The sequence below is a fragment of the Ruegeria sp. H3 genome, from assembly GCF_056533095.1.
In genome coordinates this window covers 1-22,237 of sequence record NZ_JBQFOD010000018.1, presented here as the reverse complement: position 1 = coordinate 22,237, position 22,237 = coordinate 1, and the positions used below count along the sequence as shown (strand labels likewise).

The window sequence follows — 22,237 nt, the reverse complement described above, 5'->3', positions numbered from 1 at the left end:
CTGTCGCTTCGCATGCAAACGGGCGGCCGTATCAGGGAGAAGCCGATCATGGCCAAAGCATTCGCAAGCCAAGGGGATATGTCTGAAAAGAACATCTCTTTCACAGAAATCGGCGACGGGCTTTATGCTTTCACCGCCGAGGGCGATCCGAACTCGGGCGTGATCATCGGTGACGACAGTGTCATGATCATTGAGGCTCAGGCCACCCCGCGCCTTGCACAAAAGGTGATCGACTGCGTGCGCGGCGTGACCGACAAGCCAATCTCTCATGTGGTTCTGACCCACTACCACGCTGTGCGTGTGTTGGGGGCCTCGGCCTTTGGCGCAGAACAGGTCATCATGTCGGATACGGCGCGCGCTATGGTGGTGGAGCGCGGACAGGAGGACTGGGACAGCGAGTTTCAGCGTTTTCCGCGCCTGTTTGAAGGGCATGAAAGCATCCCCGGTTTGACCTGGCCCACAACAACCTTCAACGATCAGATGACCGTCTATCTGGGCAATCGTAAGGTTGTGGTCAAGCAGATCGGGCGCGCGCATACGGCGGGTGACAGCATCATCTGGGTGCCCGATAGCCAGACGATGTTCACCGGTGATATCGTCGAATATCACTCGGCCTGCTATTGCGGTGACGGCCATTTCGAAGATTGGGGCGCAACACTGGATGCAGTCAAGTCTTACGATCCGCAAAGCATTGCCCCCGGACGCGGGGATGCTCTGGTCGGACGTCAGATGGTCGATGCAGCCTTGGCCAACACGCGTGATTTTGTTGATAGCACCTATAACGCGGTAAAACCTGTTGCCGCCAAAGGCGGCTCGCTCAAAGACGCCTGGGACGCGGTCCGCGCCGAATGCGATCCCAAGTTCAAAGACTACGCCATCTATGAACACTGCCTGCCCTTCAACGTCGCGCGCGCCTATGACGAGGCCCGCGGCATCGACACACCCCGGATCTGGACCGCCCAGCGCGATCTGGACATGTGGGAGGCCTTGCAGGGTTAAACCGCCATGGTTACAGCACGATATCAAACGGCCTTTCAGCTTTATCCCTACGAAAGGGTCCCCGATCAGGATGCACCCAGACCCAGCCGCTATCCGGTAGTGATCGTGGGTGGTGGCCCCGTTGGTATGGGGCTTGCACTGGATCTTGGTAAGAAAGGCGTTGGGTGCCTTGTGCTGGATGACCATGACGGCGTGGGCATGGGTAGCCGCGCGATTTGCTTTTCCAAACGAACACTGGAAATTTGCGACCGTCTAGGCTGCGGGGAACCCATGGTCGAGAAAGGCGTGGTCTGGAATCTGGGCCGGGTCTACCGTGACACGGAAGAGATATACTCGTTCAACCTGCTGCCAGAGGAAGGCCACAAGCGCCCGGCCTTCATCAACCTGCAACAACCCTATTTCGAACAATTCATCGTCGAGGAAATTCGCCGCCAGCAAGCTTTGGGCGCGCCGATTGAGATTCGTGGACAGAACCAACTTACAGCGCTGACACAAAACCAAGATCACGTCCTTTTGGACGTCGATACGCCGGGTGGACCCTATCAAGTCGAAGCCGACTACCTTGTAGCCTGTGACGGCGCGAGCTCGCCCACGCGCGAGATGCTTGGGCTTGGTTTCGAAGGCCGCGTGTTCGAAGACAACTTCCTGATCGCGGATATCAAGATGAAGGCGGATTTCCCAGTTGAGCGTCGGTTCTGGTTCGATCCGCCGTTCAATCGCGGTGAAACCGCCCTAATGCACAAGCAGCCTGATAATGTCTGGAGACTTGATTTCCAGCTTGGATGGGACATTGATCGCAAGGCCGAACTGGACCCTGATAAGGTCGCCACCCGAGTATCAGCGATGATCGGGGAAGACGTAGAGTTCGAGCCGGTCTGGTCATCAATCTACACGTTCCGCTGTTGCACGATGAAAGAGTATCGCCATGGTCGGATATTCTTCGCAGGCGACAGCGCCCATCAGGTCAGCCCCTTTGGTGCCCGCGGCTGCAACGGCGGTATTCAGGATATCGACAATCTTGGGTGGAAACTGACCGCAGTGATCCAAGGCGATGCACCAGATGCGCTGCTCGACAGCTACCATACCGAACGCAAGCATGGCGCGATGGAGAACATCAAAAATTCCAGCCGCAGCGCTGATTTTCTGACGCCTCGGAACCCTGCACACGCGCTGTTCCGCGATGCGGTGCTTGATCTGGTCACCGATTTTGATTTCGCGCGCCCTTTGGTGAATTCGGGTCGCCTGTCGGTGCCGTGCACCTATGATCTTTCGCCGCTAAATAGTAACGACGGGATGCCCGAGGGACCAGCCTGCACACGGCCCGGCAGTCCACTACCTGATGCGCCTTTGGAAAACGGGTTTCTGCTGGATCGTCTCAACACTGGTGCATTCTCAATCCTCGCCCTGAATTGCGATCTGCCCATGCGGATAGATGTAGCTGAGCAGTCGCTGGATTGTCTTACCCTTCAGAACGTCACGGGCCATTTGGCTGAACGCTATTTGGGCGAGGCTCAATCAGCCGTTTTGTTGATCCGCCCCGATCAGCATGTCGCCGGTCGTTGGCCACAGTTTGATCCTATTGCCCTTGAAGCAGCAATGCACAAAGCCTTGGGGAGGAGCTGAGCCATGTCACACCTGATCCTGACCCCAAACTTCGACAATGGCGACGATTTCTATGAGGCGCTGCTGAATGCCCATGACGGGCTAGACGAGGCTGGCGTCCACGCACTGAACGCCCGATTGATCCTGATTCTGGCCAATCACATTGGCGATCAGTCGACACTGGAGGCTGCATTGCTTGCGGCCCAAAAAGCTACTAGTAGATAGGTGCTCAGACGCAAACTGCGCAATGTCCGGACGCACAGAAAGGCGCTTTGCTTGAAAGATCATCCTGCACCGGGAAGCAAACCACCCATTGGATGGTTTGCTTGATACGTTTCAATAGATCCACGGCTATTGCATTGCGCACAGCCTGTCGACTTTCCGAGCCAAATCAGTCGTAACCGCCGACCAGACCCCAGGCGTCAAAGTCTCGGTGCAGCGTGTTCGACGCCAGCGTCAACGCTTCTCCGTGACGTTCGATCAATTCCGCCCGGCGGGCCGGATCGCGGGTTGTTTCAATGGCGCCCCAGATCGCAGCCAGTGTTTCAGCCGCGTCGCGCAGACGGGTCAACGTGTCCGCATCTGCTGCTGCCGATACGATCGCAGAGGCGGATACTTTTCCGACCCCGGCGACAGTATGTGCGCCGCCGCTGGTATAGCCCTCGGGGATATCACCCTTGCAGTTGATCACTTTGCGATAGCGAATAGCCGACAGGATCTGATCGACCGCTTGCTTGGCCCCTTCAACGCGTGAGGTGTGCTCGGTATCCGCTGCCGCATGGGGGAGCAGCTCCAATCGCCCCGGATAGGCGTCGATCAGCGGACGGTAAGGCACCATCGGGCCAAATAGGCTGCCATCCTCTGCGATGAACAGATCGGCATCGATCGCTGCATAGGCCACCTTGCCTGATGCCATCGCATCGTTCAGCGCGTCAGCATCGACAACCTCGCCACGGTCATAGTTGACCAGAACCGCGCCGTCATTCAGGGCATTCAGAACCGACGCGCCAACAAGCCCCGCATTGGCAAAAACACCATCCGCACCCTTGGCGCCAAGGCCGGTATGGGGCGACAACACATCCGCGCCAGCGGCGGCCCCTTCCGGAGTTGTAGCGTAGATGAAACCTTCGCTTTCAATCCACTGACGGTGCCGCGCGCGCGCATGTATGGCGACGGTCATTCCAAAGGCTTTGCCCAGCTTCGCTACTTCGCGGCCGATATTGCCGTAGCCGATCACGCCCAGTCTTTTGCCTTCCAGCTTTTCGGTCGGGTAATCGCGCAGGTGCTTGCCGGTGTCAAAGTCGCCGTCAACAACACGTTTGTGCATCTCATCGACCTTCAAATCAGGCAAAACACGCAACAAAGCCTTCATCGCGGTCTGTGCCGTCGCGCGGCTGTTGAAGCTGGGGGTGTTCATCAGCGGGGCAGAACCGCCCGCGCCGTCACCACCACCCCAGCAGGCACAGGCCATATTGCCGGTTCCGGCACCAATACGTACGCCGCCTTCGGGGAACGTTGCATTCTCGGGGAAGAAGGTCGCCGCCGCGATGACCGCGTCATACTGGTTGCCGCAGCATGCCGCCGTCAGTTCCTCATGCGTGGACAGGTCTGGCAGATAGAAGAAATGCTGACCAGCAGGCAGATCGGACCCATCCCAGCCACCATAAGTGAAGGTTGCGCCCTGTTCCTCGACATAGGCCTTAACCGCCGAAGCATCCGGCTGCCCGTCCGTGCCAAACTTCAGGCCGACCAGATCCGCGACCAGAATGCGATAGGCGCGGTTCGGGTCATCTTTACGCTGGTCCGCGCCGCCTGTTGCTGAGGCTTCAAAAGTGGTGCCTTGCGCGGCCAGTTCCTCTTCCAGCACCACAACCTTGGCACGGTGATAGGCGTAAGAGATGTTGTCCAGCAGACGCACGATATCCTCGGGCTCGCGAATGCCACCGATCCAGGCGCGATAGTCACCAGGGGTGCCGGGGAAGGCATTTACGTAGCGGGCCGCGTCCAGACCCGGTTCATGGTCGTCATTGGGATGGGTCAGCCCCTCGTAGCCCAGCAGCTGCTTCGACCGGGCAATGATGCGAGCGTGAATGGCTGGATCGGTGATGCCGGGATCGTTGACCGCCAGCAGGGTCACCGCCGCACCCCGTTTCTGTGCGTCGCTAACACCGGCAACCAGCAGGTCTTGCCCAGCCAGCCACGTATCAATCTGCGCGCGGTTGGCGGCAGAGCGCTGGTTCATCACCCCAACCGAGCCAAACATCTTTTCGACACGCAACAGGCCATAGGTCGTTTCAGCGAAAGCCAGCGACGAGAATGTATTGATCACTCCACCCGTCATCTTATCCGCCGCAGCATCATAGAACGGGCCAAGACCCACAGTTTTATCGCCGGTCAGCGGCTTCTTGGCATCGGTTGGAACAACCAGCTTCAACTGGCGCGCAATCGCCCAGGCCGGGTTCTTCTGGTTGTCTTCGATCAGTTGCATCGCTGCCGGGGTGAACGACGCCAGGAAGTAACCCGAGATCCCACCGATTGCTTTCTGAAACGGGGTGAAGATGTTGCATTTCGCCATGAAGGACTCGACCACGTCTCGCGGCCAGGGCATCCCGCCCAGCATCGACGTTGCATCAATTATCGCGTGGCGGTTTGCCGGGTCGCGGTCCAACCAGTCCAGAAGCGAGGTGACTTCTTCGGTGGTATAAGTGGTCGCCCCGGTGGTTTCGTGCCCAACGCCGACAAACAGGGTGATACCCATAGCCTCCAGCTCGTCCGCTGACGGGATCGTGCCTTCGGCGTCCGCGAACACAACCTTATCTTCGTGCCCATTGGCGGCAAACTGCTGTAATTCCAGGATCTGTGTTCCCCAGCTTTGACGGAAGAACCCGCCCTCGGTGGCCTCGTCCGATTCCGGGCGCGGGGTGTCTACAAACAGTTTCTGACCATCCAGATTCGGGTTCATCAAATGCATGATGGCGACGGTAAAACCACTATGGCCGCCGCCAAGACCCACAGCCATCGGATTTGATTTGGGGAAGCCAAAATACCGATGTATATGGAACATCATGTCCCGCAGGATTGCATCCGCCGGATAGCCACGGTGCATCGAACGGCCGATCTCTGCGGTGGTGAACGGTCCCAGATCGTTACCGTTGTCGTCAAGCTTGCGATAGGTGGCTTCCAACCAACGGTCAAAGTCGAAACGGTTTTTGCGCCCTTCAGCCTCATCCTGAATCACGTCGGTAATGGGCCCCACGCCAAAGAACGGGTTGATGGTCCGAGGCGGAGGCCCGCTCTGTGTCGCTTCGATGGAGATTTTGCGCTGCGCTTCAAGTTCGCTCATGGTCTATCTGTCTCATTTCAACTTCATCCGATTTGCGCACATCGTACGCCCTTGTTCACTATGGGAAACATCAAATTGCGAAGTTTTAGCGCTGCCAAACGTCAAGTTCGCGCCAAGCATGAATTTTTCGTATTTGTTGAGGAATGAGGCGGAGTTTATGCATCGATAAAGCATAACATCTGCGGGCTCGAAGACTATTTTGCGAGGCGGGTTTAAGTTCTGCGGATCATTTCACGATAAGGACAGACATCATCCTCAAACGGAACATGGCGCCGGCGGAATTGAGTATCAGGAACGACCGTAGGATCAGCAATCCGGTCCATTCTGAAGTGACGAAAGTCTTTGCGCGACGGGTCCCAGCCCACCAGATACCACAATGGCGGTAGTATGAGCATGGCTTGAGGTTCGACTTCGCGCTGCGTTTTCTGACCTTTGGCGTCATAATAAACAAATCGGACGAACTGTCGCTGAAGAAACGCGGCTTCGAATGCAGGAAGAAGTTCAGGCTCGGTTTTTCTTACATCTGACAAGTCCTGTAACGGTGAAAGCTGGCCAATATGGAGACAATCCAAAAACCTGCGCAGGTCTTTCACTTTTTCTGCTGGTAGCGCCTTTTCGATTTTCGCAAGGCCCGCATCGGCAAGAGCCGAAAAGGGTAAGTTTCCAGCGGCACGTGTTGTCGCGACGCTGACTAACAACGCAAAAACCTCGGACACCGATAGCTTTGCTGTTGTCTGTATAGAGTGTGGATCAAGCTGCAGCCCCCCACCCCGCCCTACATCAGAGTAGATTACATAGCCTTCATCCCGCAGTGCCGAGATATCGCGCAATATTGTTCGGCGCGAGGCTCCGACCTGTTTGGCAAGCGCGTCGACGGTAGATGTACTATTCCGACGAAGGTTTCGCACGATGGCGTCATGTCTGCTTCGAATGTTCATAGGAGCATTCTAACATCAATAGTGACAAATTTTGTCACCGTTTCATCCTACCAAGGTTTTGGAAACAAAACTGAGGAGATAGTGATATGAAACGGACTGCAGTGAACCCTTGGGATTGGTCGATCAAGCTTGGCTATAACCAGGCTGAGATCATTGACGGGGTGTCACGTCAGGTAATATGTGCGGGACAAACGGCAGTGGACGGGGATGGCAATCCCCAGCACCTTGGCGACATGCGCGCGCAGATAAATCTTGCACTCGATAATTTGGAAGCCGTTCTCAGCGCGGCAGACATGAACCTGAGCAATGTCATCAAGCTTGGGATCTATGCGACCGACGTTGACGAGGCGCTCAAAAATTTTGACTTGCTGGGGATGCGGTTCGGTTCGCATCAAGTGGCTCCGCCAATGTCGCTCTTGGGTGTGACGCGCCTCGCTATCCCCGGATTGTTGTTCGAAATCGAAGCAACAGCGGCAGCGTGAATTCTGAAACGGCTATGGTGCAACGCCCTGTGGTCGTTTCATCCAGGAATCCCAGAAATTTTCTAAGCCTGTGAATTTATAAGCACCAGACAAATCATCCCCATCGTATCACAGATAGGCTGGTCATCGTTTTCTTTCAGGTGGCAGAGTGATCGCCCCGACACTATCCAATTGGACATTGGTCGCTGTCTCGGCCCCGACAGCACCACCCCACCACCAAAGTCCAAGTGACACGAGCTGGTGTCGCGTGATAGTCTTTGGGTCGGAGGATAGCTTCGTGAAACACTTTACGTATCCAATCCTAATCCTTGCCCTGTCGTTCGGTGCGCATGCAGAAGAACCGCCTGTGTTCAAAGAGGATGAACTTGGTGTTCTAAACCCACAGGACACAGGCCGTGAGATGCTGACCCGCAAAATCGAAATGGGTGTCATCGACTCGGTAACCTGCTCCTTGGGCATTAATGTTACAAAAAACGACAACCATGAGCTTGCAAGAAAGCTAACCCGCAAATGCGCAGAGGCTGGTTACACCAAAGCCATGACGTGGATGAGCCAATTGGAGAACAACGGTCTTGGAGGCGACTATAACCCGGATGCATCTGCCGAATGGGACCGTCGTGCCGCTGAACTCGGGGATCCGGTCGGCAGGTTCAACCACGGCCTAAACCTCATGCGAGGTCACGGCATCAAACAGGATGAGGCATTGGGGCGCAGCTACATAGATCAGGCAGCAAAGGACGGCTTGGCAATTGCGAAAAGGTTACAGAGCGCCGACTATGATCTGGACGAAGTAACGCCCGATGCTGACGAGTGGAAGTACAAGCCCCTGTTCTAAAGTCGGGAAACAGGGCTCATCTCTCTCAAGATCGCGATGAGCCCATGATGGTCTCTAGCGTCGTCCTGAACAGCTGCGCATCGATTGGTTTGTGAAGCAGTGGCAGGCTTGCCGATTTACATTGCTCTGTCAGCTCCGCTGAACGATTGGCTGAGACAATGCAGGCGGGCAAGTTGCCGAACCTTTCGGTCAACGCAACGACTGCATCGGTTCCTGTTTTTCCGTCACTCAATTGAAAATCCGCAACGATCACATCAGGCAAAATATCAATCTCTTGCAACAAGTGGAAAGCTTGGCTTTTGCTATCGCATTCCAGAACGTGTAGACCCCATGCTTCCATGGTCATGCTGAGGGCTCCACGCAGACTTTCGTCGTTTTCGATCAGCAATGCGATTTTCGAGGCCAGTATATTGGATTCTGGTTCGCCGACATCCGCCGGATCTGGTTTCTGTTGAGTTGTAAACTTGGCCGACGGTACGCCAATTGAAAAACCAGTTCCCCGGCCAAGCTCTGAGCGAAGCTGAATAGGATGTTTAAGCAATCCGCAGGCGCGTTCTACAATGGCAAGCCCCAAGCCCATTCCTTCGGCCGCACTCGCGTCGGAGTTCAAGCGCCGAAACTCCTGAAAAACAATATTTTGCTGATCGGTCGCGATCCCGATACCAGTATCCCAAACTTCGATCGAAAAACTATTCCTCTGCCGCCGTACACCTACAAGTACTTTGCCGGTTTCAGTGTAACGGATCGCATTTGACAACAAATTCTGCAGAATTCGACGCAAATAGGTGGCGTCGCTTCTGACCAACGCATCGGTCGCGACGAAACGTAGATCCAGCCCTTTGGCTTGGGCCACCGGCCCGAATGCGTCTTCCATCTGCGAGAAAAGCTCTTTGATTGAAACAGTCGACATGTGTACCGATGCGCGACCAGAATCCAGCTTGGAAATATCGAGCAAGGCTTCGAGAATATGCTCGACGCTGTTTAGCGCGCTTTCGGCCTTAGACGCGACGATACCAGCCTCGGACGGTTCCAATCCACCGCCCAATGCAGCGACATATAGCTTTGCAGCCGACAAAGGTTGCAGCAGATCGTGGCTTGCCGCAGCAACAAACCGGGATTTCGATGCATTTGCACGCTCTGCATCGTTCAACGCATCCGCAAGTTCCATCGTTCGTGAGGCAACGCGCTGCTCCAACAGCTCCTTAGCCTCGTACAAAGCCTGCGCGGACTGTCGTTCGGCGGTTACATCCGTAAACGAAATCACAAAGCCCCGGTCCGGCATTTCCTGGGCAAACACGGAAAGGATTTTTGACCCGCCGCTTTGCATCTGAAACTTTAGCGGAGGCCGGTTGGTCGGACGATTGACCCAGGCCAGCAAGTCGGTGTCTGCCACACCACCTTCCAGGCTGATTGTCGTGCTCAGACGGTCGAAAAGGGATTTGAACCGTGCACCCATCTGAAACTGAAAAATGGGAATGGCCAACAACTCGCTGGCGCGATTGTTCCAGCCAACCAGTCGCAGCTTGTTATCGAATATACAGACACCCTGATCGATATGTTCCAAAGTGGCACGGATCAGGCGCGCTTTGTCATCCAAAATGCGGTCCCGCTCTTTGCGCTCAATCCGCATGATATCTGTGACATCGGTTTGCAGAACAACAGTCCCACCATCGGGCGTGCGGTGTTCCGAAACCTGTGACCAGCGATTTCCGCTAAGCCGGACGTTGAACACTACGTGATCATCCGCATGGCGCGCCAACCTGCGCTGTGCCCATTCTTCAGTCGTGACCGTTTCCGGAAGGGACAAGTATTTCGATCTGCTGACCAAATCGACATATTCAGTGAAACGCAATCCAGGCAGCAACTGATCCTGGATGTCCGGCATATGAAGTCCGAAACGGCTGTTGCACAAAACCAGCTCTTCTTCGAGGTTGAACAGAGCAAATCCTTCTTGCACGGTTTCAATCGCATTAGCTAAGTTTGCCCGTGCAGCCTCGGTTTCTTGATTTGCGGTGGCCAGGCGGGCATTCGAATCGTTCAGCAGCTCTAGCGCCCGTTCCAAGTCGTCTGTGCGGGCGCGCACCTCCTGCTCCAGCATCGCGGCCCTTTGAAACTGTGCATATGCTGCTCCGGATTCGTCCGTGGACTCTTCCACCCGCTTCATCAACGCGGCCACGATCTTCAAGAGTTTTTCGTTTTGACGCGTGAGCGTGTCAGCTGGATTGATGAGGGCCTCAATCATCGCTTATCCTTTGTCCGGGGGATAAATCGCAACTCCGGTCAGTGTCTGATTTACATGGATCGAGTTGTATTGTTCGCCATATGTTGAGAACCCAACAACGTGGTTCTCGCGTAAAACTCGAGAGATCGCCCCTGTCTTTTGCTTCTCCTGAGCCTCCAGACGGCGCAAAATACAATCACAACCCAAAATGGTATCTGGCACCTGATCCCGCGTTAACAGCCCAATCTCTTCCTTGAGATGTTCCACCATATCTCTGGGTTCCGCCAAGGTCAGAACCAAACCTTCGTCAATCGCGGAAAAAAACACCAAATCACCGTTTTCATCGACCCTTTGAATGGATCTTACGTGATGCTGCCCGCCTATCTGTACCACTACAGGATGGGCCGCAAAGGTGAAGGTTGTCAGTTGTTCAGGGTCTTTACCAAGGATGCGGGCATATTCGCGCGCAGCGGGCTCGGCGTTGATTTCCTGAACGATGCGTTTGACGGGGTCGGCCTTTGTCACAACCATGCGTTGGGCGCTGGGGATAAAGTGATCGGTTTTGAACACCTTGATCGGACACCGCGTGCGCAGTTGGCAAAGGACGGCCGCATTTTGCAAGGCCTGCCCATCCGACAGCACAAAGGTGCTATCAAAACGCGTTCCGTCTCCGGCGGACCCACCAAACAGCGGCACAGGGCCTAAGCCAACGGCAAGCTCTGAAGTCAGCGCATCTTCTTTGGTGGACAAACCATCTATCATCAAAAACGTGAACTCATGTCGCCAATCCGGTGCAGCAGTCATCATCTGATTTCGGTTGTCGATCATCTCATTGATGATGTCTTTGGACGAAAAATCATCAAGATCGGGCACCAATACGGTACGGGCTTCGAAATGACTTTGCGGAAATCCAATCGCGACAATCAGATCTTCACTATATCCACAGTCGGCAAGCTCACCTGCTGTGGTGCAGCCAACGACAGGTGCCGGCGCAAACACGGCGCGCGCATCCGAGATCACTGCACCAGCATCGGCGTTGGCGCTTACAAAAAGGATAACCAGCGCAAAAGGGTCACTATCAAACGCGCCCGCCAACACAGACGCTGCATCATCTGTGTCGCAGTGGACGAACTCTGTTCTCACAATACCTGGCGAACGGGTCTGGGCCGTTGCCCACCCGACAGCTTGGTTCATCGAGCCATCCTCCCTAAAAGGCGCGACTTTCTATGAAAGTATGCTGTTAGACCCTATTCTTGCAAGACGCTGGCAAACGAGGCCTTGTTGGCGATCAGCACGGCCTGGGTCCGGCTTTGGACGCCAAGTTTGCGCATTATTGCAGTAACATGTGCCTTTACGGTCGTTTCAGCAATCGAAAGATCGTATGCGATCTGCTTGTTCAGTTTGCCTTCGCAGATCAACTGCAGAATCCGAGACTGCTGGTTCGTTAAGGTCATCAACTTGCTTACTGCAGCGCTGTGTTCGCTATCTTCATCCGCGTTAATCAGCACACATCCATCGGGAACGAAGACGCCTCCGGTTTGGACGGTTTCAATTGCGGCGCGAAAGATTTCTCGCTGACTGTGCTTGGGAACGTAGCCCGACGCTCCGGCATTTATGACCTGACTGATAACCCGATTCTCTGAGAGCGAAGACACCACGATAACCGGGGCATTCGCGACAGATTTGAGGCGTATCAGCCCTTCAAGCCCATCTACATCCGGCAAGTTCAAATCAAGCATCACCGCGTCAGGCCTAAACCCTTTCGCGATCAGCTCGATTGCGTCTTCAAGCCGATCTGCTGTGTGGATTTCGCCAATCCGCGCAACACTTTGCAACGTCATGGACAACGCGTCGCAAAACAGCGGATGGTCGTCTACGATTAGAACCTTCTCAAAATCGTTTTCTCTAGTCGCTTCAGCAAGCATGTATTCTGGCCTCTGCAATCAAATTGCCCCAACCTGACCAATCCTAGCAAGTCGACCGGACCCCGCCTACTGTCGGAAAGTCGTACATGCGTTAAAAAACGCGCGCCAAACCTGACGCGCGTTTTTCTTCCACTTGGCCAGCAGTTCAGTTTGCTGAGGCAAGTTCCTTCGGCAGACGGAACGTCCACAAGGTACCGCCCTGGTTCAGGTAGTTGACCTTCTTGGCTACTTCACCGCCCCAAAGCGGAACCGCACCGCCCCAGCCGGAGATGATCGAGACATACTGCTCGCCATCCTGTTCCCAGGTCACAGGCTGACCGACGATGCCGGAACCGGTCTGGAACGACCACAGTTTCTCGCCGGTCTCGTCATCCAGCGCGATGAATTCGCCCTCGGGGGTGCCGAAGAAGACAAGCCCACCAGCCGTGGTCATCACGCCCGACCACAGCGGAGCGTCGTTCTTGTATTCCCACTTCCACTCACCGGTATCGGGGTCGATGGCCTTGAGCGAGCCGATGTGATCTTCGTAGTTCGGCTTGATGGTAAAGCCCGCACCCAGATAGGCGGCACCCTTCTTGTAGGTGATCGGCTCATTCCAGATATCCATGCCCCATTCGTTCGAAGGCACATAGAAATTGCCGGTGTTCTGCGAGAAGGCCATCGGCATCCAGTTCTTGCCGCCCAGGAAGGACGGCGAGGCAAAGATCACCTCACCCTTTTTGCCATCAGCGGCCGCGGCCGGATCACCAGGGCGGTTGTTTTCGACAAAGATTGGTCGACCCGTTTCATCAATACCGTCGGCCCATGAGATGTCCTTGACGAAAGGTGTAGCCGAGACAAAGGCGCCATCTTCACGGTTCAAAACATAGAAGTACCCGTTCCGGTCGGCGGTTGCGAACCGCTTGTTTCCCTCGCGATCGGTATAGGCAACTACTTCGTTCACACCGTCATAGTCCCAGCCTTCACGCGGGGTAGTCTGGAAATGCCACTTGATCTCGCCGGTTTTCGGGTCGATCCCGATGCGGCTGGCGGCATAGAGGTTGTCGCCCTTGTTGCCTTCAGTCGGGGTACCCGCATCGCGCAACCAGCTGTTCCAGGGGGCCGGGTTACCGGCACCAAAGACCAGCGTATCGGTGTCGGCGTCATAAGACCCGCCAAGCCATGTCGCGCCGCCCCCGGTTTTCCACATGTCACCAGGCCAGGTTGCGTTCAGCTCACCCGTCATGGTGCTTTCTTCGCCATTCAGCTTGCCCATGTGGCCTTCGATCACCGGGCGTTCCCAGACCAGATCGCCAGTATTGACGTCCCGCGCCTGAACCGCGCCAACGATGCCGAACTCACCGCCCGAGTTGCCAGTGATGACCAGACCATCAACGATCAGCGGAGCAGCGGTATAGGAATAGCCCGCCTTGTAGTCGGCTATCTTGTCGCGCCAGACCACGTCGCCCGTGTCCTTGTTCAGCGCCACGATCCGTGCGTCCAGCGTGCCGAAAATGACCTTGTCGCCATAGATGGCAGCACCCCGGTTGACCACGTCACAGCAGGGCAGAATGCCTTCGGGCAAGCGCGCATCGTATTGCCAGACCTCTTTGCCGGTCTCCAGATCAATCGCATAGAGGCGTGAATAGGACCCGGTGATGTACATCATCCCGTCATAGATCAGCGGCTGGGTTTCCTGCCCGCGCTGCTTTTCGCCGCCAAGACTGAAGGCCCAGGCCGGAAGCAGGTTCTTGACGTTGTCCTTGTTCAGCATGTCCAGCGGGCTGTAGCGCTGTAGGTGACGTCCCATGCCATTCGTAACGATTTGATTGGTAATCGTTTGGTCATTGGCCAGATCGTCTTCGGTAACTTCTGCATAGGCTGCGCTCGTCGCGATGACGCTTGCAACCGCCGCCATGATAAACCGGCTCATCGGTATCCTCCCTAGACTTGTGTCTTTCCTCCACGCCGAATCTCCGACGCGTCGGAATTGTTGGCGAGTGTATTATTCGCGGACCGGACCATGAGCGAAATTGCACAATGGTCGTAGGGGGCAACCGCCGGATTTCAACTAGATTGACGCAACTTTTTTGTCAGGAGGCTACAGTGTCGAGGTTCTTTCCGTTCCTACTGATCAGCGTTTTGGGATTTGAAACAAGTGCGTCCGCCGCGCCGCTGGACGGACAAAAACAAATCTACGCGCTGGACAGCTCAAATCGCAAGATACTGATCGGTCACGTGAATTTCGTGGAATCTGAAGGGACTTTTTCATACACGATCGATTTGAGTTCCGGTCCTTTCACCGAGCACTTCTTATCGATGCGCCCGTTTCGATGTCTGGAGGGGCCAGAAAAGCACTGGTGTCACGTCCCCTACCCCTACACCTTGCGACGTCAGGTGTCGCAAAACGATCTGACAGATCTGGAATACGATCTTCTGTTCATACACAAGGGGGCCACCGAGTATGGGATCGATATGTGGAACGGTGTCTACTACCAGCTACGCATTGACGGCGACCACCTTGTCGGCACCCTACATGAAATGGATATGGGCCTGCTGTCAGCGCCACCCGAAGACGGAAATCTAAGACCTGTTTCAGAACAGGATATTCACGCATCCGATCCGGACAGTCATTGGCTGCCCCAGCTCATAATCGAATGACGTTTAGAACAGCGGTGCATACTTCCATTCATCCGCATCAGGCGTGACCTCGTTCGGATCATAGCCCGATTCCTGAAGGCGCTTTGCAATTTTTAGCCCGTCCTGTGCTGCGCTATCTACATAGTCGCGGCCCAACCGTTCATCCTGTGGCACACCGTGTCCGCGCAGTAGATTGAGCCCGTAGTTGAACTTGCCAACCGGATCTCCAAGATCTGCGGCGCGCTTATCCCACGCGGCGGCCGCGTCCGGGTCGTATTCCGCACCAAGCCCGTTGTTGTCCAGTTGGCTCATCCAGGTCATCGCGCCGGTATATCCCGCTTCGGCACAGCTTTCGAAAAGTGTGCGGGCCATTTCATGCCGACCAGACTTGGTGATGTAATAGCCGGTGGCGCAGGTGGTCATGTCTGTCACACCGTTTTCAATATTGCTCATTACACGGCCAAAGCCGGTGTCTTGGGGATTAAGTGTCCCGAATTCATCCTCGACCGTCTGCGCCGTGACAGACGTGCCGAGAAACAGCAGGCAGTATGCAATGCGGATCATGATCAAACCCTCCGATTGAAGATAAGACTATCGCATTGGGTGGTGTATTTCATCCCTGCTATGGTCGTATATGGGTTATCGCCCCGGTCGTTTCATTCCACGTGCCGGGTCGTAACCCCAAAGTGCGAAGCCTAAAAAGACAATGCCAGCGAGGATCGTCCAACCCAAAGCGGCAAGATTGAACTGCCCGTAAAGCGCGAAACGAATTAACTCTACGGCGTGGGTAAACGGATTGAGGGAACAGATATCTCTCAGCAGACGTGAACTTTCCGCCATTTTCCACAGTGGATATAAAGCCGAAGATAGGAAGAACATCGGGAATATGACAAAATTCATTACTCCCGCAAAATTCTCAAGCTGCCGGATGGTCGAAGATAATGCCATCCCCAACGCACCCAGCATAAGCCCTGCGATGATAAGCGCAGGCAACACATAGAAATACCCGATAATCGGCATGTCGATTCCATATATCGCTGCAACAGCGAGAAAGGTGTAAACCTGCAGAATGGAAATTGATGTGCTGGCCAGCAAACGGCAGAATAATAGCCACCACCGAGGCAAGGGGCTGGTCAAGAGCAACCGCATCGAACCCATCTCGCGATCGTAGACAAGGCTGAGTGAGCTTTGCATCCCGTTGAACAGCATGATCATCCCGCACAAGCCTGGTACGATGTAGATCTCATAAGTAATATATGTCTGATAAGGCGGCGTGATCGACAGACCCAAAGCAGCGCGGAACCCGGCTGCGAATACGATCAGCCAGACCAATGGGCGCACCAGAGCTGCAACGAACCGGCTGCGTTGCCTCACGAAACGCAACGCCTCGCGGACCAATATCGCGTGCAAAGCAACAAAGGCGCCTTTCATTCAGTCGATCCAGTCATGGACAGAAACACCTGTTGCAATGGCTTTGCCCCTGTCACATCCCGACAGATCCCTTGATGCAACAACTGCCCCCGGTGAAGCACCGCGATCTGATCATCGGGTTCGATCTCATCGGTTAAATGGGTGGCCCAGAGCACGGTCAGACCACTATGCGCCGACAGCTCATGAACCTGCGATGTGATCGAACTGCGTGCCGCCGCATCCAGACCCACGGTTGGTTCATCCAGCAGCAGGACCGAGGGCTCATGTATCAGGCACCGGGCGATTTCCAAGCGTCGGCGATGCCCACCGTTCAGATCGCGCGCCCGTTCGTCCATACGTTCGCGCATATCCAGCCGTTCCAGAGCATCAATAATCCGCGCCTGAGCCTTGTGGCCTGAAAGCCCGTGAAGCGCAGCAAAGTAACTGAGGTTTCGATGAACGGTCAGATCCAGATCCAAGGTAGGCTGTTGAAACACCACACCGATCTGCGCAAGGGCTTCGCGAGGCTGTCGGGACATGTCGAACCCCGCAATCTCAATGATGCCCTGTGCAGTGGTAAACAAACGGGTCAGCAGGGAAAAAAGTGTGGATTTACCTGCGCCATTGGGCCCCAGAAGCGCGCAAAACGTGCCCTGTGGAACGTGAAAACTCACGTCATCAAGGGCACACTTTTCGCCATAGTCGTAGCTAACATTCCGGACTGAAAGCCCTGTCACTTAATGGTAATCTCCAGCCTTTGTGTTTCGCCAGTGCTACCCGGCACCTTCAGATAGTAACTGCCTGGTTTGATGGCGACAAAGCCTATTTCCATCTCGCCCGCCTCATCGAACTCGATTGAATCGACACCCAGTGGTCGGATTTCCAGCCCTTCGACCACAATCTCATCCACCCAGATTGCGCGAAAAAACTCTGGCCCGACAATGGCAAGTTCCTGACTGCCATCGCCTTGAATTTCGAACTCATAATAGGTGCCGGACTTCAACTCCCAAGGCGCTTCAGACAGGGGGACACCAGCAGACAGGGTGATTGGTGGCAGATCTTCCTTATTCTTGGCCGACAACAAGCCCGCCAGACCAAACCCATCATCATCGTCATCATCATCTGCCAAAGCCACTGTCGGTAGAGCCAAAGCCAGCATCGCGGCCAGAGTTGTTAGTCGAACCATCTTATATCTCCTTGTTTTCATTCAATTGGTTGGGCGGAAAGCCGCGCCCCATGGGAACCGACCAACTTTGATCGTCTTGATGGGTTCGCGTTTCGCAACATCGATCACCGTCACGTCACCCGACACACCGTTAGTGGTAAACAGCAGCGACTTGTCCGCGTTGAAATCCATGTGCCAGACCCTGCGCCCGACCAAAATGTAATCTTCAACTTCGTAGGTTTCAGCATTCACCGCCGCCACGTGGTTCGACGGTCCAAGGGCTACGAACGCAGTTTCATCACCGTTCGATAGTTCAAACCCAACCGGCTGCACCCTATCTGGGTGGACACCTTCAACCTCAAACTCGATCTTGGCTTTTTCCGTTTGGCTCTCGACATCGAACACTGTGATCGTGCCGCCAATTTCAGAGCTTACCCAAAGCTCGGTTCCGTCTTTCAGAAACTCTGCATGGCGCGGCCGAGAATCGACCAATGTGTTGGCGAACAGCTCACGCGTTTCGGTATCGATCCAATGCGCCATGTTGGTCGTCTCGGACGTGGTAATCGCAATCTTCCCATCCGGAGAGACCGCCATACCCTCTGGCTCAATTCCGACATCAATCTGGGCGATCACCTCACGTGTTTCTGTGTCGACAACAGTCGTGATCGCATCGTCTTCATTCGCGATATACAAATGCCGATCATTGGGATGCAGTACGAACTGTTCCGGGTCTTCACCCGATGGTAAATCATGCAAGATTTCGCCGGTTTCAGGGTCCATAACCTGTACTGAATCACTGTCTGATGCGCAGATATAAAGGACCGAGTAATCCTTTGAGAACGTGATGCCCCGCGGGCGCTCTCCCGTCTCGATGGTTCTGATCACCTCAAGTGTTTCAATATCGATTACACTTAGTGTGTCGTCTTTCTCATTGCTTATCCAAATCTCATCCGCAGCCGCCGGAGCGCAAAGCGCGGTTGCTGCCAAAAGTGCTGCTAGTCTCATCCTTATCACTCCTTGAATGCCTGGCATTGGCTTTCGGCTTCATCGATACCCAACGTGTCCAACTCGGTACGTTGGTGCAAAAATCCTTCAAGCGGGGCCATCGCCACTACCGCCCGATCCGTCACCAGAGGGATCGGTTGGCGCAACTGACCATTCCAATGGCGAAAATTCATTGCGCGCCCTTTGAAACCTGCCAGTTCGAAATCGTCCGACAGGATATACGCCCGCAGTGTTGCCGGATCCGCAGAATTGGTGCGCGTGACGGCTTCGCCCAAGGACCGGTACGCAGCCCATGCGGCGTAGTCTTTCGGCATCATTGCCCGACCGGACTGTTCAAAGAAGCGGTTCTGCATCTGCACCGCACCCCATTGCTCAACCACCCGAGACCAGGTGACGGGCTGCAAGCCTTCAGATCCGGCCACGGGCCGTGCTTCCCATGTGTTGAACGGGATATAGCGTCCAAAATCGTCCAACTCATCCGCGACCAGCAAAACATCATAGTCGCCGAAGTCCTGCGTGAATAGCGGCACTTCCTGCGCGGCGTTGCGGCGAAGGTCAGCATCAAAAGCCCAGGTCTTCTCTGCTTTCAGTTCTAGTCGGAATTTCTCAAGCGAACGTTTGATCGAGTTTGCAAATGCCTGATCACCCGGATGATCCCCCGACACCAAAACCAACCTCTGCCACCGGCGCTTGACCAGAAATTGTGCAAGCGCATCCGTTCTCATGACGTTTGACGGCAACGTATGCAGCAAATTCGCCCGACAAGCTTCATCCCGGATTGAAATTTCAGAAGCAGAGGCATTAAACAGAACGGCCCCTGCCGCCTCGGGTAGATCCGCCACATCAAGCTGCGCCTGTGCAGGCGCATCTAGTATAAGGTAAGGCGTTTCGGCCAGCGCCTGCCGCGCGGCGGCCAACCAATAGCCATCCTCAGGCACCGATTGGATAGTCAGGGAGTACTTATGCCCCAAAAACTTCGCCGTTGTCAGATTGTCTGCAAGCCCCAGCTCGGCCCCGGCAATACCCAGATCCTCTGGCACCGGGTCCAGATTGGACAGAACCGGCGGTCTGGCTGTCTGAAGCTGCAGATACGTAACTGAGATCTCCAGTTCGGCCATGGCCATACCGGGTAGCAGGGTTAACACCGCAAAAACACGGAAAATCCTGAACATGTATTGGCCTCCTCCCTCTGGTTCAGAGTAAAGCTGGTGGCGCTTGTGAACGCCTATTAGACCTTAGTCGACAATCGAGGTGGATGTGCAACCAAGGTCGAATTTCGCGGTGATTCTGCTTGGGCTATGACCGAGGAAAGCATCATAAGGAGGAGAAGATGCGTCTTGGTTTTTATAGTGCAGTGCTGGGCGCCGTTACCGCCGGGGGCATGGCGCTGGCCCATGGCGACGTCGCACCGCAACCGGTGAACACGGATGTTCTGCCCGACGTGAGCGAAGAGTGGCTGATCGAAAACCCCTATCGCAGTCAGGGGGAAGAGGTTTGGCAAGCGGCCATCGAAATCGGAGACTCGGGCTACAACCAGAACTGCGCCCGGTGCCACGGTCTGGGCGTTGTCTCGGGCGGGCTGGCACCAGACCTTCGCTACCTTGAAGCCGAAGAGTACGGCGATGAATGGTATATCGAGCGCTTCCGCGAAGGCTATACTCAGAATGGGATCACCAAAATGCCCGCTTTCGGAGACCTGCTGGGTCAAAAAGCGGCCTGGGCGATCAGGACCTATATCGAAACCCGCCCCGATGACGGTGCCCTGGATGATCATTCCGAGAGACTGAAAGAGATCAGAGATACACTCGCGGGAATGGCAGATGGTGGCGATGGGGATGCAAGCGCTTTGCAGGCAGAGCTAGACGAGATTGCCAGCTCGATCGAGACAGGATCGGGCGCGCCGGTCGCAGACAGTGTCGCCCTGCGCGCGGCTGTCTTGATCTCGGGTGATAGCCCGGATTTCGCAGAAGCCGCCGAACAACTGACTATCGGATTGTCTGCAGCGCAATAGCGCGGCAGACTGAGGCGCATGATCAGATCGCTCTTTTTACTCTCCCTGTTGGTTGCCGCCCTTACGTCCGGGTCGGCTCTGGCTAGATGCGAAGATCATGTGCCTCAACCTAAACCTCAAAATGCCAGTCGGGATATTGTCGGCGCCGATCTCGATACCATTGTCGAGCGCGGCTATATCGACTTTGCCGCCTACGAGGACTTCCCACCCTGGTCGTTCGAGAAAGATGGCAAGATACAGGGCGTAGATATCGAAATCGGCAAGCTGATCGCCGAGGATCTGGGGGTCGAACCTAGGTTCAAACTGGTCGCCGCAGGAGAGAACCTAGAAGCAGATTTGCGCAACTGGATCTGGAAAGGCCCGCTGATCAATGGTCGCGTGGCAAATGTGATGCTGCATATTCCCTATGACAGTGAATTCGCCTGTCGCGTCGAGCAGGTTGTCTTTACCGGACAATATCACGATGAAGAGATCGCCATCGCTTATCGCCGTGACGCCTACCCCGAAGACCCCCCGGTCCCAGCTTATTTCCGGTTCGACACGGTGGCCGTGGAAAACGACTCGATCGCAGATTTCTACCTGTCTTCCTTTCCGGGCGGCCAGCTTTCGCAAAATTTACGCAGGTTCCCGTCCGCCGAACAGGCGATGACCGCGCTGGCCGAAGGGGAAACGATGGCAGCCATGGGCCCCCGCGCGCAGCTGGAGGCCGGTCTCACTCAGGATCTGGACATTCATACTCCGCCGCTGCCGGGTTTTGCCGTCAGCACCTGGACCAGCGGCGTCGCCGTTCATTTTGCCTATCGGGGTCTCAGCTACGCGGTCGATGACGCTATATATGCTGCTTTGCAAGATGGGCGGATTCAAAAGATCTTTGAAACCTACGGCCTGACCCACACCCCTCCGAAACTTCGCTGACTACTCCCAAGGTCGAATAGGCAGCACGGTATTCACCGCGTAGCGTAGCAAGAAATTTGGAGGGAATGGCATGGAGCTACAGGATAGCCGCGTCATAGCGGCACCAAGGTCCAAGGTCTGGGATGCGTTGTTATCTGCAGAAGTGTTGAAAGACTGTGTACCGGGCTGCAAAGAAATGTCGGGCACGGCCGCAGACGGATTTGAAGCAACGGTGGTGCAGAAGGTCGGACCTGTCAAAGCCACGTTCAAAGGCTCGGTCACATTGTCTGACATGGTCGATCAGCAAAGCGTCAAACTAACAGGTGAAGGCAAGGGCGGTGCGGCCGGGTTCGCCAAGGGTTCTGCCGATGTCACCCTGTCCGACGCACCGGAAGGGACGTTGTTGGCCTATAGTGTTGATGCCCGGGTGGGTGGCAAGCTGGCGCAACTGGGTGGCCGGATCATCGATGGTGTGGCCAAGAAGATGGCCGACCAGTTCTTCGAGAATTTCCAGGGCGCGGTCGAAGTCGAACCGGTTGCTGCGAAAGATGAGGCCACGGCAGAGCCGATTGAGCCAGTTCAAGAGACAGAAGAAAAGAAAGGCTGGCTCAAACGCGTTCTGGGCGTTTGAGCAGAGAGTTTTAGGGAGGATGTTATGGCCGAGATTTCAATGACTGTGAACGGTAAGGCTGTGAGTGGCGATGTAGAGGGTCGGACGTTATTGTCTGGTTTTTTGCGGGATCATTTGAGTTTGACTGGGACGCATGTTGGGTGTGACACGGCGCAGT

Annotated in this window: 21 protein-coding genes and 1 pseudogene; 10 read left to right on the top strand and 12 right to left on the bottom strand. The window is 55.3% G+C overall.

The window, feature by feature from the left end:
* Positions 1-48: 48 nt before the first annotated feature.
* Genes ACR0JE_RS17375 through ACR0JE_RS17365 form a run of 3 tightly spaced genes read left to right on the top strand, consistent with a single transcriptional unit; the run spans position 49 to position 2,826 of the window.
* Positions 49-999, top strand: a complete 951-nt coding sequence (locus tag ACR0JE_RS17375; RefSeq protein WP_480865062.1) for an MBL fold metallo-hydrolase — start codon at positions 49-51, stop codon at positions 997-999.
* A 6-nt stretch (positions 1,000-1,005) separates the two neighbouring features.
* On the top strand, positions 1,006-2,622 hold the full coding sequence (locus tag ACR0JE_RS17370) for an FAD-dependent oxidoreductase (protein ID WP_480865061.1): 1,617 nt from the start codon (positions 1,006-1,008) through the stop codon (positions 2,620-2,622).
* A gap of 3 nt (positions 2,623-2,625) precedes the next feature.
* Positions 2,626-2,826, top strand: a complete 201-nt coding sequence (locus ACR0JE_RS17365; RefSeq protein WP_480544516.1) for a DUF2783 domain-containing protein — start codon at positions 2,626-2,628, stop codon at positions 2,824-2,826.
* Between the two features lie 166 nt (positions 2,827-2,992).
* Here the strand turns inward: ACR0JE_RS17365 and ACR0JE_RS17360 are convergent, their stop codons facing one another.
* Together ACR0JE_RS17360 and ACR0JE_RS17355 are read right to left on the bottom strand one after the other, a co-directional pair.
* The gene (locus ACR0JE_RS17360) at positions 2,993-5,944 is read right to left on the bottom strand and encodes an NAD(P)-dependent oxidoreductase (protein WP_480865060.1); all 2,952 of its coding nucleotides are present in this window, start codon (positions 5,942-5,944) and stop codon (positions 2,993-2,995) included.
* A gap of 212 nt (positions 5,945-6,156) precedes the next feature.
* The gene (locus tag ACR0JE_RS17355; RefSeq protein ID WP_480865059.1) at positions 6,157-6,882 is read right to left on the bottom strand and encodes a helix-turn-helix transcriptional regulator; all 726 of its coding nucleotides are present in this window, start codon (positions 6,880-6,882) and stop codon (positions 6,157-6,159) included.
* A gap of 86 nt (positions 6,883-6,968) precedes the next feature.
* On the opposite strand from ACR0JE_RS17355, the gene ACR0JE_RS17350 reads away from it, so the two are divergent.
* Both ACR0JE_RS17350 and ACR0JE_RS17345 read left to right on the top strand, forming a co-directional pair.
* A complete protein-coding gene (locus tag ACR0JE_RS17350; RefSeq protein WP_480865058.1) occupies positions 6,969-7,364 on the top strand; it encodes a RidA family protein in 396 nt (131 codons plus the stop codon).
* Between the two features lie 277 nt (positions 7,365-7,641).
* On the top strand, positions 7,642-8,199 hold the full coding sequence (locus tag ACR0JE_RS17345; protein ID WP_480544512.1) for a tetratricopeptide repeat protein: 558 nt from the start codon (positions 7,642-7,644) through the stop codon (positions 8,197-8,199).
* Between the two features lie 25 nt (positions 8,200-8,224).
* Here the strand turns inward: ACR0JE_RS17345 and ACR0JE_RS17340 are convergent, their stop codons facing one another.
* From ACR0JE_RS17340 to ACR0JE_RS17325, 4 genes are all read right to left on the bottom strand, one after another.
* Complete coding sequence (locus ACR0JE_RS17340) at positions 8,225-10,441, bottom strand: hybrid sensor histidine kinase/response regulator (protein ID WP_480865057.1); 2,217 nt, start codon at positions 10,439-10,441, stop codon at positions 8,225-8,227.
* 3 nt (positions 10,442-10,444) lie between these two features.
* A complete protein-coding gene (locus ACR0JE_RS17335; RefSeq protein WP_480544510.1) occupies positions 10,445-11,614 on the bottom strand; it encodes an FIST N-terminal domain-containing protein in 1,170 nt (389 codons plus the stop codon).
* Between the two features lie 53 nt (positions 11,615-11,667).
* Positions 11,668-12,345: a response regulator gene (locus ACR0JE_RS17330; protein WP_480544509.1), complete on the bottom strand. Its 678-nt coding sequence runs from the start codon at positions 12,343-12,345 to the stop codon at positions 11,668-11,670.
* 145 nt (positions 12,346-12,490) lie between these two features.
* Positions 12,491-14,257, bottom strand: coding sequence for a PQQ-dependent methanol/ethanol family dehydrogenase (locus ACR0JE_RS17325; RefSeq protein WP_480865056.1), 1,767 nt, complete (start codon positions 14,255-14,257; stop codon positions 12,491-12,493).
* A 173-nt stretch (positions 14,258-14,430) separates the two neighbouring features.
* Here ACR0JE_RS17325 and ACR0JE_RS17320 point away from each other — a divergent pair, with 173 nt between their 5' ends.
* Entirely contained in the window at positions 14,431-14,985 is a 555-nt protein-coding gene (locus ACR0JE_RS17320; RefSeq protein ID WP_480544507.1) for a hypothetical protein, read from the top strand.
* A 3-nt stretch (positions 14,986-14,988) separates the two neighbouring features.
* On the opposite strand, the gene ACR0JE_RS17315 is transcribed toward ACR0JE_RS17320, so the two are convergent.
* The 6 genes from ACR0JE_RS17315 to ACR0JE_RS17290 form a co-directional block, all read right to left on the bottom strand.
* A complete protein-coding gene (locus ACR0JE_RS17315) occupies positions 14,989-15,528 on the bottom strand; it encodes an SEL1-like repeat protein (RefSeq protein ID WP_480544506.1) in 540 nt (179 codons plus the stop codon).
* Between the two features lie 75 nt (positions 15,529-15,603).
* A complete protein-coding gene (locus tag ACR0JE_RS17310) occupies positions 15,604-16,395 on the bottom strand; it encodes an ABC transporter permease (protein ID WP_480865055.1) in 792 nt (263 codons plus the stop codon).
* Positions 16,392-17,111 carry an ABC transporter ATP-binding protein gene (locus ACR0JE_RS17305; RefSeq protein WP_480544504.1) on the bottom strand — a complete coding sequence of 240 codons (720 nt, stop codon included), beginning with the start codon at positions 17,109-17,111 and terminating at the stop codon, positions 16,392-16,394. The genes ACR0JE_RS17310 and ACR0JE_RS17305 overlap by 4 nt, the downstream gene beginning before the upstream one ends.
* Positions 17,108-17,560: a cupredoxin domain-containing protein gene (locus ACR0JE_RS17300; protein ID WP_480544503.1), complete on the bottom strand. Its 453-nt coding sequence runs from the start codon at positions 17,558-17,560 to the stop codon at positions 17,108-17,110. Before ACR0JE_RS17300 ends, ACR0JE_RS17305 begins: the two co-directional genes overlap by 4 nt.
* A 21-nt stretch (positions 17,561-17,581) precedes the next feature.
* Positions 17,582-18,544 carry a YVTN family beta-propeller repeat protein gene (locus tag ACR0JE_RS17295; RefSeq protein WP_480544502.1) on the bottom strand — a complete coding sequence of 321 codons (963 nt, stop codon included), beginning with the start codon at positions 18,542-18,544 and terminating at the stop codon, positions 17,582-17,584.
* Positions 18,545-18,549: 5 nt separating this feature from the next.
* On the bottom strand, positions 18,550-19,716 hold the full coding sequence (locus ACR0JE_RS17290; protein ID WP_480865054.1) for an ABC transporter substrate-binding protein: 1,167 nt from the start codon (positions 19,714-19,716) through the stop codon (positions 18,550-18,552).
* Positions 19,717-19,874: 158 nt separating this feature from the next.
* Here ACR0JE_RS17290 and pedF point away from each other — a divergent pair, with 158 nt between their 5' ends.
* The 4 genes and pseudogenes from pedF to ACR0JE_RS17270 all read left to right on the top strand — a co-directional run.
* Positions 19,875-20,555, top strand: coding sequence for a cytochrome c-550 PedF (gene pedF, locus ACR0JE_RS17285; protein WP_480544500.1), 681 nt, complete (start codon positions 19,875-19,877; stop codon positions 20,553-20,555).
* Between the two features lie 18 nt (positions 20,556-20,573).
* A complete protein-coding gene (locus ACR0JE_RS17280) occupies positions 20,574-21,470 on the top strand; it encodes a substrate-binding periplasmic protein (protein ID WP_480865053.1) in 897 nt (298 codons plus the stop codon).
* A 70-nt stretch (positions 21,471-21,540) separates the two neighbouring features.
* Positions 21,541-22,080 (top strand): SRPBCC family protein, encoded by a 540-nt coding sequence (locus tag ACR0JE_RS17275; RefSeq protein ID WP_480544498.1) that lies wholly within the window; start codon positions 21,541-21,543, stop codon positions 22,078-22,080.
* Positions 22,081-22,104: 24 nt separating this feature from the next.
* Positions 22,105-22,237, top strand: a pseudogene (locus ACR0JE_RS17270) ((2Fe-2S)-binding protein); the annotation flags it as partial.